The organism is Formosa algae, assembly GCF_001439665.1.
Classification (GTDB): domain Bacteria; phylum Bacteroidota; class Bacteroidia; order Flavobacteriales; family Flavobacteriaceae; genus Formosa; species Formosa algae.
Map to the genome: position 1 here is coordinate 1 of NZ_LMAK01000003.1, position 15,232 is coordinate 15,232.

At 34.1% G+C, this 15,232-nt stretch carries 13 protein-coding genes; 8 read left to right on the forward strand and 5 right to left on the reverse strand.

Annotated elements, in window-relative coordinates:
* The 4 genes from AST99_RS00210 to AST99_RS00225 form a co-directional block, all read right to left on the reverse strand.
* Nucleotides 1-1,532, reverse strand: a 1,532-nt coding sequence (locus tag AST99_RS00210) for a V-type H(+)-translocating pyrophosphatase (protein WP_057777906.1), incomplete at its 3' end; no start/stop codon positions are given.
* A 120-nt stretch (nt 1,533-1,652) separates the two neighbouring features.
* Nucleotides 1,653-2,180, reverse strand: coding sequence for an inorganic diphosphatase (locus AST99_RS00215; protein WP_057777908.1), 528 nt, complete (start codon nt 2,178-2,180; stop codon nt 1,653-1,655).
* 128 nt (nt 2,181-2,308) lie between these two features.
* Complete coding sequence (locus tag AST99_RS00220; RefSeq protein ID WP_057777910.1) at nt 2,309-4,801, reverse strand: DUF5686 family protein; 2,493 nt, start codon at nt 4,799-4,801, stop codon at nt 2,309-2,311.
* Between the two features lie 67 nt (nt 4,802-4,868).
* A complete protein-coding gene (locus tag AST99_RS00225) occupies nt 4,869-5,846 on the reverse strand; it encodes a pyruvate dehydrogenase complex E1 component subunit beta (protein ID WP_057777912.1) in 978 nt (325 codons plus the stop codon).
* Nucleotides 5,847-5,936: 90 nt separating this feature from the next.
* Between AST99_RS00225 and AST99_RS00230 the strand changes: the two genes are divergently transcribed.
* The 6 genes from AST99_RS00230 (at nt 5,937) to AST99_RS00255 (ending at nt 12,012) form a co-directional block, all read left to right on the forward strand.
* Nucleotides 5,937-6,554, forward strand: a complete 618-nt coding sequence (locus tag AST99_RS00230; protein ID WP_057777914.1) for a GLPGLI family protein — start codon at nt 5,937-5,939, stop codon at nt 6,552-6,554.
* A gap of 286 nt (nt 6,555-6,840) precedes the next feature.
* The gene (locus AST99_RS00235; protein WP_057777916.1) at nt 6,841-7,587 is read left to right on the forward strand and encodes an electron transfer flavoprotein subunit beta/FixA family protein; all 747 of its coding nucleotides are present in this window, start codon (nt 6,841-6,843) and stop codon (nt 7,585-7,587) included.
* Between the two features lie 55 nt (nt 7,588-7,642).
* Nucleotides 7,643-8,605: an electron transfer flavoprotein subunit alpha/FixB family protein gene (locus tag AST99_RS00240; protein ID WP_057777918.1), complete on the forward strand. Its 963-nt coding sequence runs from the start codon at nt 7,643-7,645 to the stop codon at nt 8,603-8,605.
* Nucleotides 8,606-8,773: 168 nt separating this feature from the next.
* A complete protein-coding gene (locus tag AST99_RS00245; protein WP_057777920.1) occupies nt 8,774-9,391 on the forward strand; it encodes a bifunctional nuclease family protein in 618 nt (205 codons plus the stop codon).
* A 15-nt stretch (nt 9,392-9,406) separates the two neighbouring features.
* Nucleotides 9,407-11,116, forward strand: a complete 1,710-nt coding sequence (locus AST99_RS00250) for a nucleoside transporter C-terminal domain-containing protein (RefSeq protein WP_057777922.1) — start codon at nt 9,407-9,409, stop codon at nt 11,114-11,116.
* 71 nt (nt 11,117-11,187) lie between these two features.
* Nucleotides 11,188-12,012, forward strand: a complete 825-nt coding sequence (locus tag AST99_RS00255) for a thymidylate synthase (RefSeq protein WP_057777924.1) — start codon at nt 11,188-11,190, stop codon at nt 12,010-12,012.
* A 41-nt stretch (nt 12,013-12,053) separates the two neighbouring features.
* Here AST99_RS00255 and AST99_RS00260 read toward each other — a convergent pair whose 3' ends face one another.
* Nucleotides 12,054-12,350, reverse strand: coding sequence for an isoamylase early set domain-containing protein (locus AST99_RS00260; RefSeq protein WP_057777927.1), 297 nt, complete (start codon nt 12,348-12,350; stop codon nt 12,054-12,056).
* A 245-nt stretch (nt 12,351-12,595) separates the two neighbouring features.
* On the opposite strand from AST99_RS00260, the gene AST99_RS18395 reads away from it, so the two are divergent.
* Together AST99_RS18395 and AST99_RS00270 are read left to right on the forward strand one after the other, a co-directional pair.
* A complete protein-coding gene (locus AST99_RS18395) occupies nt 12,596-13,498 on the forward strand; it encodes a dihydrofolate reductase (RefSeq protein WP_057777929.1) in 903 nt (300 codons plus the stop codon).
* An 87-nt stretch (nt 13,499-13,585) separates the two neighbouring features.
* Nucleotides 13,586-15,145: an NAD(P)/FAD-dependent oxidoreductase gene (locus AST99_RS00270; protein ID WP_057777931.1), complete on the forward strand. Its 1,560-nt coding sequence runs from the start codon at nt 13,586-13,588 to the stop codon at nt 15,143-15,145.
* Nucleotides 15,146-15,232 lie beyond the last annotated feature (87 nt).

The following is a 15,232-nucleotide window of genomic DNA, read 5'->3' on the forward strand; positions in this document are numbered from 1 at the left end:
CCCGCCATAATATCTGGTCTAGACACATCGATAGCCGTTACATTGGCTGTTTTCATAAAGGCTGCGAAAAGTGCCAAAGCAGTTAAAGCTGCAGAAGCAATTGCAAATCCTTTTCCTACAGCAGCAGTTGTATTACCAACAGCATCTAATTTATCTGTACGATCACGTACTTCACTAGGTAGTTCTGCCATTTCTGCAATACCTCCGGCATTATCACAAATTGGTCCGTAAGCATCAACAGCTAACTGAATTCCTGTATTTGCTAACATTCCAACAGCTGCAATGGCAATACCATATAATCCTGCATAATAATGAGAAATCATAATTGCTGCGGCGATTAATAAAATAGGAATCATTGTAGACATCATCCCTACACCTAAACCAGCAATAATGTTTGTAGCTGCACCAGTATCTGATTGCTTAACAATAGACATTACGGGTTTTTTACCTGTAGCTGTATAATATTCAGTGATTTTACCTACACCTAAACCAGCGATTAAACCAGCAACAGTTGCCATAAAAACACCCCAAGAACCGAAAGGTAAACCTGCAACAGTTTCAGGAATTAATGTTTTAATTATAAAATAAGAAGCTATAACCATTAATCCGGCTGAACCAAATTCTCCGATATTTAATGCTGTTTGCGGATTTCCTCCATCTTTAACTTTAACAAAGAACGTTCCTAATATAGACATTACAATTCCAACAGCTCCTAAAACTAAAGGTAAGTACACGGCTCCTAAACCATCAAATTCTGGTGTAAGAATAAAAGCACCCAATACCATAGTACCAATAATAGAACCTACATACGATTCAAATAAATCTGCTCCCATACCAGCTACATCTCCAACATTATCTCCAACGTTATCTGCAATAGTTGCTGGGTTTAAAGGGTGATCTTCTGGAATACCAGCCTCAACTTTACCTACTAAATCTGCACCTACATCGGCTGCCTTAGTATAAATACCTCCACCAACACGAGCAAATAATGCTATAGATGATGCTCCTAAAGAAAACCCTGAAAGCACGTTTAATACCATCGCTAAGTTATCTGCACCTGGCCATATATTTTGATATATCATGAATAAACTACTTAATCCTAATATACCTAAACCTACAACACCTAAGCCCATAACAGCTCCACCAGCAAAAGCAACTTCTAATGCTTTCCCTAAAGAGGTTCTTGCTGCTTGAGTTGTTCTCACATTTGCTTTAGTTGCAACTTTCATTCCAATAAATCCTGCTAATGCAGAACAAATGGCTCCAACAATAAATGAAATTGCTACAATCCCACTGGATCCAACTTCAGATACGCCTTTAAAGTATAATAAGGTAGCTACAGCAGCTACAAAAATGGCTAAAACTTTGTATTCAGCCTTTAAGAAAGCCATGGCTCCAGTGGCTATATTTTTGGCGATACGCGACATTTTTTCGTCGCCTACGTCTTGTTTAGAAACCCATCCGCTTTTAAGAAAAACGAAAATTAGTGCGAGCACACCAAAAAGCGGTAAAAATTTTATTAGATATTCCATACTTAAACTATAATTAAAAAGGTTATTAATTTACATAGTCATAAAAATACCACAATACCAGATACTAAAAAACCACATTTGTCAGTTTAAATGTGGTTTTTTTATTTTTTTACTAAAAAATTAGATTTTAAAGTCTCCTTTTTCTTTGTGCTCGCTATTATTATAACGTTCTACACATTCATGGTAGACTTGTATCGCTGTTTCTGCATTACTCCAACCTCCAGTATCTACTTTCTTTTTCTCTAAATCTTTGTAAACTTGGAAAAAGTGTTCGATCTCTTTTAAACGGTGTGGATTTAAATCTGCGATGTCTGATTTATTATTCCAAATTGGATCTGAAACTGGTACACAAATAATTTTTTCATCAGGTCCTTTTTCATCTGTCATATGGAACACTCCAATTGGTCTAACTTCCATTACAGTCATTGGATATGTTGGCTGATGTCCTAATACAAGCACATCTAATGGATCTTTATCTAACGCTAAAGTCTCAGGTATAAAACCATAATCTCCAGGGTACATCATTGAAGAAAATAGCATTCTGTCGAATCTGATTTTATGTAGTTTAAAATCGTATTCGTATTTATTTCTACTTCCCTTAGGAATTTCGATTAAAACATCGAAAGTTTCTTGCTTTTTTTGACTCATATTTACTGTGTTTATTATGGTAAATGTACTGAAGACTATAATTATAGGCAACCAAAAAAGGAATTGATTTCAGAAATAATAATTATAACGATGTAAATTGATTATAATTGAAAAAATAGAGCACAAAACTAAAAATAAAAACCAAAACTACCCGTAACTCCAAAACTTCGTGCATCTGGATTATCTAGATAATTTCCTCTAAAGTTGAAATCTATTCTGAATACTTTAAAAATATTTCCTATACCAAAACTATATTCATAATACACTTTATCTGTTGGTGCATTATACGCTACATTTGATGCATTTAATGCAATATTTTCATCTGAAATTTCTCCCCAAACACCGCGTAAACCTACAATTTCTCTTAAGTTTAATTTTCTTAGAAAAGGAATTCTAGAAAACAAACGACCATTAAAATTGTGTTCTAAATGTGCAGAGGCATATGTATCTGTAATAAACTCGTAATAATTTAATTGCGAGAAGGTATTATAGATTGAAAAATACGCTTGGTTACCTGGCACTACACTTAATAATCCTAACGGAACTTCTCCAAATGTTTTCCCTGTTTCAATCGTAGTTAATAATCTTCCAAACCCACCAATTTGCCATGGTTGTGTGTAAGAGAATTGCATTTTAGTATAATCAAAATCACTATTAAACACATTCTTTTCTCCACGACTAACTTGCGCAAATAAGGTTGCAAAATTATCATTTGCTCGAGAGCGTTCAACACCATAACCAGTCATCCTTCTATTTGGGAAATACGTTACAGATAAAGCGGTTTCAAATTGTTTAAGTTCAGACGCTATTTCGGTATAACTATCATCTGTATAATAATCTAAATTAAACGCATCAGACGCAGAACCTAATGTTCTATAATCTGCTCCTAATCGAAACACCACATTCTTTATAGGTTCTAGTTCAAAAGCTAAACTGGTAAGTTCAATATTCGTTAATTTATCGTTGGTGCCTTTTGCAAATAAAGCTGATGATGCCAAACTTCGACCCAAAACATCTGTAGATGTAGTTAAACTTGCCCCGATTTGCTCGATATCTTTACGATGACCTCCAGAAACAATAAAACGATTTTCTTTATCGATTAACCATTTACCTGAAATTCCGTATTTAATTTTATTATCTCTAAAACCATAAGCTCCAAAGCCTTCAATTCGCCAGGGGTCATTAGCTCCAAAATAGGTTCGTCCACCACCACGAATACGCAATCCTTCTACTTCGTTATATCCAAAGCTAGAAAAAATGGGACCGTAATCCATATTAAGTTCATCCAACTCTACATATCCGGATGCCAAAATAGTTCCGGCACTATACAAGCGTTTAAACTTCTTAACCGTTTGTAGTGTATCTAACATTTTATACACCCCTTTTTCGTCTTTACTTAGGGTTTCTAATCTATTGGCGTCCCAAAATTCATCATCTCGGTTATAAGTGTCCTCATTATACTCAAAAACTTGTTCGCTATAAAAGTTATCGGCTTTAGGTTTATCGAATACATAATTATCGTAAAGTGTGGTACGTTTTCCGTAGACACCTCTAGCTTTTTCTTTTTTCTTAAAGGCAAAATCCGACATAAAGTAGTCGCGTTTTATAAGAAATATAGAATCGTTTAATACATCAAATTCTTGCTCTATGTAAATCTCTTTTACCCAGTTTATATTGGCACTTCTAGAAGCTTGCATGTTTATTTTCTTGATGGCAAACGTAGAATCGTTCACCCAAAAATCACCTTTAAATGTCAGCTCATTTTTACGTCTCGGATAGTAAATAATATTATAGCACCATTTATTATCTATAAACGAACTATCTGCCAAAACATAATTGTAGGTATTTATCCCTGTTTTAGACAAGGGACTTACAAAACTTTTATCGAAAAATTTCAGGTAATTATCGTACACATCGTATTGAGAATACAAATCTTTTATAAAATCTAAAATGAATTGATTATTACTAAATCCAGACATTTTATTTCCTTTCAGGACTTCACGCTCATTCGTAGAAACGTTATCTCCGTATACTTTACTTGCAGATTCATTCACAAAAATAGGCAAGTACGTTTTTCCTGTCACGTTAGATGTATCTACAGATTCAAAAATAAATTCCATGCCTTTAAAAATCTTACTTTTTACTAAAGCGCTATCTATGGTATTTAAGTCGAATTCTATTTTTTCGTATTTGTCGTATTCATATTGATCGAATTTACGAAGTCCATTACGGCGTTTATGTTCCCATATTTTTCTCAAAATATCGATCGCGGGATTATTCTTTTTAGGTTGTTTCCCTGCAACAATAACAACTTGGTCTAGTTGTGCAGTTTCTTCTTCTAACACAGCCTTTAAATTGTAATTAATTTTATTAGGTAGCGGAAGATTTTGAGTTATATACCCAATAAATGAGATGGAAAGTGTATCCCAGTCGGAATCTGATTCCATATAAAATCGTCCTTCTTCGTTAGTAATAGTACCTTGAGAAGAACCTTTAAAAATAACGTTAGCATAAGCTACGGGTTCGTTATTTTCATCAAAGACATAACCGCTAACTTTTGTTTGAGCTAGAACAGATAGGAATCCGAAAAGTAATAATAGGAGGCTAAGTCTTAATTTCATAGTTAAAAAAAAACTTCATCAGCAATAAATCATGTTGATGAAGTTTTAAATATGTGATAAATGCAGTTTACTTATACATTACCTTTTTAACAGCTTTTACAACGTCGTTGCTGTTAGGTAACCATTCTGCCAATAATTCTGGAGAATAAGGAGCAGGAGTATCTGCAGTATTAATTTTTACTATTGGAGCATCTAAATAATCAAAAGCTTGAGCTTGTACTTGGTACGTAATCTCTGTAGATACGTTTCCAAATGGCCATGCTTCTTCTAAAATAACCAATCTATTTGTTTTCTTTACCGAATCTAATACGGCATTTATATCTAATGGACGAACAGTACGTAAGTCGATAATCTCACAAGAGATACCTTCCTTTTGTAACTCGTCTGCAGCTTTGTAAGCTTCTTTAATAATTTTACCAAAAGAAACGATTGTTACATCTGTACCTTCACGCTTGATATCGGCAACACCAATTGGTAGAACATATTCTCCATCTGGCACTTCACCTTTATCACCGTACATTTGCTCACTTTCCATAAAAATAACTGGATCGTCGTCGCGAATGGCAGCTTTTAAAAGACCTTTAGCGTCATATACATTTGAAGGAACAATTACTTTTAAACCAGGTGTATTTGCAAACCAGCTTTCGAATGCTTGAGAGTGCGTAGCACCTAATTGTCCAGCAGAACCAGTAGGTCCTCTAAATACGATTGGACATTTAAACTGCCCACCAGACATTTGTCTAATTTTTGCAGCGTTATTTATAATTTGATCAATTCCTACTAACGAAAAGTTGAAGGTCATATACTCTACAATTGGCCTGTTTCCAGTCATTGTTGAACCTACAGCTATACCTGCAAAACCTAATTCTGCAATTGGAGTATCGATAACACGTTTTGCACCAAACTCGTCTAACATTCCTTTTGATGCTTTGTATGCACCGTTGTATTCAGCAACTTCTTCACCCATTAAGTATATGCTCTCATCTCTGCGCATTTCCTCACTCATGGCTTCACAAATCGCTTCTCTGAATTGAATTGTTCTCATGTATCATTTTTTATAAGACCACAAAAATAACAATAAATAGAAAACTTTCAATAAAAGAATTATTATTAATTCATTAAATTGAAAATAAAAATGAAAAAGGCCACAGATGTGACAGAATTATCAGAAAAAGCAAAAACCCCACGTTACAGTAGTTATATCTATTCTAATGATAAATCTATTCAAGAATTAATATCTGTACAAGAAACAGCTATAGACGTGAAATTTATTAGTCATCCCGAATCACTAGGGCAATTCCAAGAAACCACAAGCATAAGTTTAAAACCTCATAAACTAATAACATATAAAGATTACACCAACGATGTGTATCGGTTAGAAGCTTCTCGAAAAAACAGAGATTTAATTACGGAACATACCAGTATTAAAGACCATAATCTTACTTTTAATTGGACACTACATGATGAAACAAAAATTATATTAGGTTACACGTGTAAAAAAGCGACAACAGAAAAAATTCTTTTTGGCAGAAAAACCCATACTACAGCATGGTACACAGAAGAGATCCCTTTTAATGATGGTCCTGGATATTTTAATGGATTACCTGGTTTAATATTAGAACTTAAAAACAATGAAAGTGTACTCGTTAAATTTGAAGAAATAGAAGTCTTCAATGATAAAAACACTGTTCTAGAAGCTCCAAAAAACAAAAACAACTTTATAAGTATTAATGAATTTCAAAGAAGCCGTTAATACAATTACAGAAGTCATGACATGCTTTAATTTATAGTATACATTATAGTACTCTGTATAATTAGAATTTTAATTCATACAAAAACGTTTCTGAATATAATTAGTGTTCTTATTCCTTTAACACTTCCTTAGCAATCTTTTTTCCTTACAGCCCTCTAAATTCCACATTTAGCAATTTTTAACTCTTTTTTTGATTATTTTACTATGCATGCATAGTAAAATTTAAATAAAATTCAATAACTTCGTATCCAAATAGAACCATACTTATTTAAAACAAACAAATATTATGAAAATTTTAGTGTGTATTAGTCACGTTCCAGATACGACTTCAAAAATAAATTTTTCAGAAGGAGATACTAAATTTGATACCAATGGTGTACAATTTATAATTAATCCTAACGACGAATATGGTTTAACACGTGCCATGTGGTTTAAGGAAAAACAAGGCGCTACAGTAGATGTTGTAAATGTTGGAGGACCAGAAACCGAACCAACCTTACGTAAAGCATTGGCACTTGGTGCAGATGGCGCAATACGTGTTAACACACCGGCTTTAGACGGCTTTGCCGTAGCAGAACAATTAGCAAAAGTTGTAAAAGACGGCGCTTACGATTTAGTAATCGCAGGTCGTGAATCTATAGATTACAACGGAGGCATGGTACCAGGTATGCTTGCAGGATTAACAGATGCAAACTTTGTAAACACCTGTATTAGTTTAGAAATAGATGGCACAAATGCGAAAGCTATTCGTGAAATTGATGGCGGAAAAGAAACCGTTACTACAGCGCTCCCTTTAGTTATAGGTGCACAAAAAGGACTAGTTGAAGAAAGTGATTTACGTATTCCAAATATGCGAGGAATCATGATGGCTCGTAAAAAACCTCTAACGGTTTTAGAACCTATTGAAGCTTCAACAGAAACCGTTTCTGTAAAATTTGAAAAACCAACGCCTAAAGGAGCCGTAACACTTGTGTCTCCAGACAATTTAGACGAGTTAGTACAATTACTTCACACAGAAGCCAAAGTCATTTAATCACATTTCAAGACCAAATATTAATTTGTATTGAAATTAAAAACTTAAAAACATTATGTCAGTTTTAGTATATACAGAATCAGAACAAGGAACATATAAAAAAGTAGCTTTCGAAGTAGCGTCTTATGCTAGAGCTATTGCCGATCAATTAGGTACTTCTGTTACAGCAATATCAATTAACGCAAAGGATCCTTCTATTTTAGGAACCTACGGCGTGACAAAAATATTAAATGTTCAGGATAGCAAATTAGATGCTTTTAACGCCAAATCTTATGCAAATGTAATTAATCAAGCCGCTGCAGAAGAAGGCTCGGAAGTTGTTATTGTAAGCTCAAGTGCAGATAGTAAATATTTAGCACCATTATTAGCTATAGAGTTAAAAGCAGGTTACGCTTCTAATGTTGTTGCCTTGCCTACAAACTTATCCCCTTTTACCGTTAAACGTACAGCATTTACAAATAAAGCATTTAACGAAACAAGTATTAGTACATCAATTAAATTAGTTGGATTATCTAATAATTCTTTCGGAATAAAAGAACATGCTACAGAAGCAGAAGTTACACATTATTCACCATCTATTCCAGATAACGGCGTACATGTAGAATCTGTAGATAAGGTTACAGATAAAGTCACTATAGCAGATGCAGACATCGTAGTCTCTGGTGGTCGTGGTTTAAAAGGTCCAGAAAATTGGGGAATGATTGAAGATTTAGCCGATGTTTTAGGAGGTGCTACAGCCTGCTCTAAACCTGTTTCAGATTTAGGATGGAGACCTCACGGCGAGCACGTAGGTCAAACCGGAAAACCCGTTGCAGCAAACTTATATATTGCGATAGGTATCTCTGGGGCTATTCAACATTTAGCAGGAATTAATGCTTCTAAAGTTAAATTAGTGATTAACACAGACCCTGAAGCACCATTCTTTAAAGCTGCAGATTACGGTGTTGTTGGAGATGCATTTGAAGTTGTACCTCAGCTAATCGAAAAATTAAAAGCTTTTAAAGCGCAAAACGCTTAATTTTTTTTAAATTGTATTAATAAAAAGACTGTTTAAAAGACTCCTACCCTTCAAATTTTTAATAAAATTTAAAGGAGTTCGCCTATTTTTACCCATTGTTTAAAACAAAAAATGTAGAATAGGTTTGGTAAAGTCCTAATTTAAACAGTCTTTTGTGTTTTTAAATTTATGAGTTTAGTTAGACTAAATATAAAAGGTATTTCCTATAGCCAAACGCAAAATGGCGCTTATGCTTTAATACTCAATGAGGTAGATGGTGATCGCAAATTACCTATCGTTATTGGTGCATTCGAGGCACAATCAATTGCCATAGCTCTTGAAAAAGAAATTAGGCCACCACGCCCATTAACGCACGATTTATTTAAGAATTTTTCTGACAGATTTAATATTACCGTTAAACAAGTCATTATTCATAAATTAGTAGATGGTGTATTCTATTCAAGCTTAATTTGCGAACGCGAAAACGTTGAGGAAATTATTGATGCAAGAACTAGTGATGCTATTGCATTAGCACTAAGATTCCAAGCACCTATATTTACTTATAAAAACATTTTAGACAAAGCAGGAATTTATTTAAAAGTAAATCCTGAAAAAGAACACGACAGTTCTCATTCTGATGATGTACTTACCGATGATTTGATTTCTGAAGACCTTGAAACGCCTGCTCCAAAAGACAGCTATCAATCAAAAACTTTAGAGGAATTAAATCAATTACTGGCACACGCAGTAATGAATGAAGACTACGAAAAAGCAGCCAAAATTCGAGATGAAATCTCGAAACGATAAAGCCCTATTAAAAGTATGAAACACCTTTTATTTGCCCTTGCTCTTATTTTTTTCGGATTATTTAACAGTGCACACGCGCAAAGCATAGAAAAACTATGGCAATTAGAACAGTCTGAACCCCAAATAGAAGATTCTACACAAACGGCAAATACAACTTTTGAAACTTTAAAGTTTGAAAATGGAGAATTTAAAGCTTCTGGCGAAAATACAACTACAGCTACAGGAGACTATATGCTTCAAAATAATTTGTTAGTTTTCTATTACAGTACACCTACAGATGATATTGAACACTATAAAATTTCTGAATTAACAGACTCTACTTTAGTCTTTAATAAAAACGCAAACACTTATTCATTTAAAACTTCAATAGCTGTTTCTCCTAGCGCCATAGCGACTTCAGAGAAAGATGCGATTATTCCTAGTCAAGGATTCTCAACAAATAGTTTATTACGCGGTTTATTAGGTATGATTGTTTTGTTAGTGATTTGTTACTTACTAAGTAGTAACAGAAAGGCAATTAACTGGAAAACTATTGGAGCTGGATTAAGCGCACAAGCCTTACTTGCTATAGCTGTATTAAAAATTGAATTTGCTCAAAACGCATTCGAATTTGTTGGAAAAATATTCGTGAAAATATTAGAATTTACCCAAGCAGGAAGTGAGTTTCTATTAGGAAGCATGATGGATGTTAGCAGTTTTGGATTTATTTTTATATTTCAAATTTTACCTACTATTATATTCTTTTCAGCATTAACATCGGTGTTATTTTATTTAGGTGTTATACAAATAGTTGTAAAAGGAATGGCATGGGTATTAACTAAATTACTTGGTATTTCTGGAGCAGAAAGTTTAAGTGTGGCAGGTAATATTTTCTTAGGACAAACAGAAGCGCCTTTAATGATAAAAGCTTACCTAGAACGTATGACAAGATCAGAAATTCTGCTTGTTATGGTTGGAGGAATGGCCACAGTAGCCGGAGGAGTTCTTGCCGCTTACATCGGATTTTTAGGAGGAGAAGATCAAGCTTTAAAAATATTTTACGCCAAGCATTTACTAACAGCATCTGTAATGGCTGCACCTGGTGCTATTGTAATTTCTAAAATGTTGTATCCGCAACAGGAAAAAATTAGTTCAGAGATGGAAGTATCTCAAGAAAACATAGGTTCTAACATCTTAGACGCTATTGCTAACGGAACTACAGAAGGACTTAAACTAGCAGCTAATGTTGGTGCTATGTTATTAGTTTTTGTGGCTTTTATAGCCATGATTAATTACGGTTTTGGAAAAATAGGTCTAATTGGAGGCTTTAACTCTTGGATTGCTGAAAACACGCCATATAAAATGTTTTCTTTAGAATTTATTCTTGGTTATTTGTTTTCTCCGTTAATGTGGATTATTGGTGTTGCCAAACAAGACATGGCACTCATGGGACAATTATTAGGAATTAAACTTGCAGCGAGTGAATTTATAGGCTATATGCAATTAGCAGAATTAAAAGATGTCACTAAACCCATACATTTTCATTACGAAAAATCTATAATCATGGCCACATATATGTTATGTGGTTTTGCAAATTTTGCATCTATTGGAATCCAAATTGGAGGTATAGGATCTTTAGCTCCAGGTAAAAGAAAAACACTTTCAGAGTTCGGAATTCGTGCACTTATTGGTGGGACTATAGCTTCGTTATTATCTGCTACTATTGCAGGTATGATTATTGGCTAACATTTACTACACACGCTTGCCGTTTTTAGCACGTATTTTTATACTTTTGTCACATTCAGAATTAGATTAAAATGAAACAATATTTAGACCTCGTTAAGCATGTTTTAGAAACTGGAAACGAGAAGGGAGATCGCACAGGAACAGGAACAAAAAGTGTATTTGGACATCAAATGCGCTTCGATTTAAGTGAAGGCTTCCCTATGGTTACCACTAAAAAATTGCATTTAAAATCTATTATTTATGAATTGCTATGGTTTTTAAACGGCGATACTAACATAAATTATTTAACTGAAAATGGCGTAAAAATCTGGAATGCTTGGGCAGATAAACAAGGTGATTTAGGTCCTGTGTATGGACACCAATGGCGTAATTGGAATAGTGATGACATTGACCAGATTTCAGAAATTGTAGAAACCTTAAAAACGAATCCTAACAGCAGACGCATGCTTGTTTCTGCATGGAATCCATCAGTATTACCAGACACGTCTAAATCCTTTAGCGACAACGTAGCTAATGGAAAAGCAGCATTACCACCGTGTCATGCCTTTTTTCAATTTTATGTAGCAAACGGAAAATTATCATGCCAATTATACCAACGTAGTGCAGATATCTTTTTAGGTGTGCCTTTTAATATTGCATCTTATGCATTATTAACCATGATGATGGCTCAAGTCTGCGGTTACGAAGCTGGAGAGTTTATACACACTTTCGGAGACGCACATATTTATAGCAACCATTTTGAGCAAGTTAAACTACAATTAAGTAGAGACCCAAAACCGTTACCAAAAATGATTATAAATCCAGATGTAAAAAACATCTTCGATTTTAAATTCGAAGATTTTACTTTAGTAGATTATAATCCGCATCCGCATATAAAAGGTGTAGTATCAGTATAAATAAAAAGGCATTTCTAAGTTTAGAAATGCCTTTTTATTTACTATATTTTTAACACACTATTTTCTGCGTCAGCAAAATCATTCCAAACTTGTTCGTCTGCATCAATTTCATTTACAAACTCACCATCTACTAAGTATCTAAACTCATAGCTAGTATCTGTATCCAAACTAACAACGCCTTTAAACGTTCCGTTTTTCAACTTTTTTAATGGAGTAGCTTTGTGATCCCAATCATTGAAACTCCCAACTACAGCCACTGTTTCTGCAGTTTCTGCAGGTACTGTAAAAGTAACTTTACAAACAGGCTTCGTTTTTAAATATTGTTTTGAAATTGCCATAAATTCTATTTTTAATTAATATAAAAGTAAGAAACTATTAGCCATTATCAAACGAATAATCCCCTAGCTAACAAATAATTATGTTTTTCTTAAAAAAGAATTAAATTAAACTTAATGTTCTAAATTAAAATGTTACTTTTTCAAATTATTATTAAACTTTTTACTTCTATTTAATATCATTTTTACAAAAATTTCAAATATTGATGTAGAAATAGTATTTTTACTCTACAAACACTTAATAACCTATGTTCGGTACTAAAAAGAAAACACCTCAGATTGACAAAGAGCAATTGGAGCTTATAAAAAATGCACAAAAACGTATTAAGCAAAAAAAGAGCTTATACACACATTTTATTCTGTTTTTAATTGGATCTGTGGCATTAATTATTGCCAATTTAGGACTTCACATAGGTGAAACATATAAACCATTAGGCAAGGATTGGTTTATATTTATTGTAGGATTTTGGTTGTTAATTTTAATATACCATGCATTTAATGTGTTTGTGATTAACAGGTTTATGGGTCCTACTTGGCAACAACACCAATTAGATAAATTGGTTGCAAAACAAAAAGAAGGGATCGAAAAATTAAAAACAAAACTACCAGATAACGAGCCTGCAATAGTTCCTGCGATTGAAAAAAAAAAATTGAGTAAAAAACAGAACCTGACTCTAATCGTTGCTGCTTCAGAAAACAATGCTATTGGTAAAGACAACCAATTAATCTGGCACTTGCGTGACGATTTACAACGCTTTAAATCGTTAACGTCTGGACATTGTATTATTATGGGACGTAAAACATTTGAGAGTTTTCCAAAACCACTACCTAATCGTACTCATATTGTTGTTACCAATCAGCAAAACTACAAAGTTCCTCATGGAGTTATTGTGGTACACAACATGGAAGACGCTTTAGATGCCGCTTTAGAAGACAAACACCCATACGTTATTGGTGGTGGCGAAATTTATAAGCAAGCACTCCCATTTGCAGATAAAATTGAATTAACACGAGTGCATGAAGCTTTTGAAGCCGACACACATTTCCCTGAGCTAAACCTTAACGAATGGAGAGAAATCCAGAATATTTATCATCCTAAAGACGAACAAAACGATTATGCCTTTTCATTTTTAACCTACGAACGCATATAAAAACTATTCTTTATAAGTTCGAAAATCAAAATATGATATTGTAAACTTTACAAGTTCATTATCTGCAAATTTCTGTAAATTTGCAACATGATAAAAGAAATCCAGCTTCGTGTATCTCTTGTAGAAGAATCTAAACAGCAAAATACCCTATTGTGGAAATCTGCTAAATTGTTAGATATCCCAAAAGAAAAAATTACAGGCATAAAAGTGCTTCGAAAATCTATCGATGCTAGAAAACCTGCAATAGTTTTCAACTATAAAGTTGCGGTTTATATTAACGAACCACTTCCAGAAAGCTCTTCTTACACATTCAAATACAAAGATGTTTCTAAAGCAAAACCTATCCATATTATTGGTTTTGGTCCTGCTGGAATGTATGCCGCTTTACGTTGCATAGAATTAGGATTTAAACCTATTGTTTTAGAACGTGGTAAAAACGTACAAGATAGACGTCGTGATTTAAAAGCCATAAATCAAGATCATCATGTAAATGAAGACTCTAATTATTGTTTTGGTGAAGGTGGTGCTGGTACGTATTCAGACGGAAAATTATATACCCGTAGTTTAAAGCGTGGCGATGTGCGTCGTATATTTGAGAATCTAGTCTATCACGGCGCTACAGATCAAATCTTGGTCGATGCGCATCCGCATATCGGAACTAATAAACTGCCTAAAGTGGTTCAGAATATTCGAGAAACCATTTTAAAATACGGTGGAGAAGTTCATTTTGAAACGCGTGTCACAAATTTTACGATTACCAATAATAAAATTAAAGCCATTCAATTAATTAATGGAGAAGAATTAGCTGTAGAGCGCGTAATTTTAGCAACAGGACATTCTGCACGAGATATTTTCTATTTATTAGATAAAAAGAAGGTGGCTATTGAAGCCAAATCGTTTGCCATGGGCGTACGTGTAGAGCATCCGCAACATATTATAGATTCAATACAATACCATTGTAGTGGAGAACGAAGCGAATTATTACCCGCCGCTGCTTACAGTTTGGTTCAACAAGTAAACGGACGTGGCGTCTATTCGTTTTGCATGTGTCCTGGCGGATTTATTGTACCTGCTGCAACAGCAAATGGCGAAGTTGTGGTGAATGGTATGTCGCCTTCAAAACGAAATAACGAATTCGCTAACTCTGGAATTGTTGTTGAAATTAATGCTGATAAGGATTTATATAAATACGAACAATTTGGAGCGCTTAAAGCTTTAGAATATCAAAAAGACTTAGAAAAATTAGCCTTTACATCTGGGGGTAGAAGTCAAGTTGCACCTGCACAACGTCTAACCGATTTTGTAGAAGGCAGATTATCTTCAGATTTAAATCCGACATCTTATCAACCTGGCATAAAAAGTGTGCCTTTACATTCGTTATTACCAAAATTAATTGGAAAGAGTTTACGAAAAGGGTTTGAATCTTTCGGACAAAAAATGAAAGGCTATTATACCGAAGAAGCCAATATTATTGGTGTAGAATCTAGAACCTCTTCACCCGTAAGTATTCCTAGAACAGAGAAACTGGAACACCCGCAAATTGAAGGACTTTATCCTTGCGGTGAAGGTGGTGGTTACGCTGGTGGTATCATATCGGCAGCTATGGATGGAGAACGTTGCGCAGAAGCTGCTGTAATAGGATTATAACACAACACGAATACATTAGGTTAATTATAAAACACGATGATGTAACAGGTGACTATAATCTGATAGCATAGCTAAACACACAAAAAA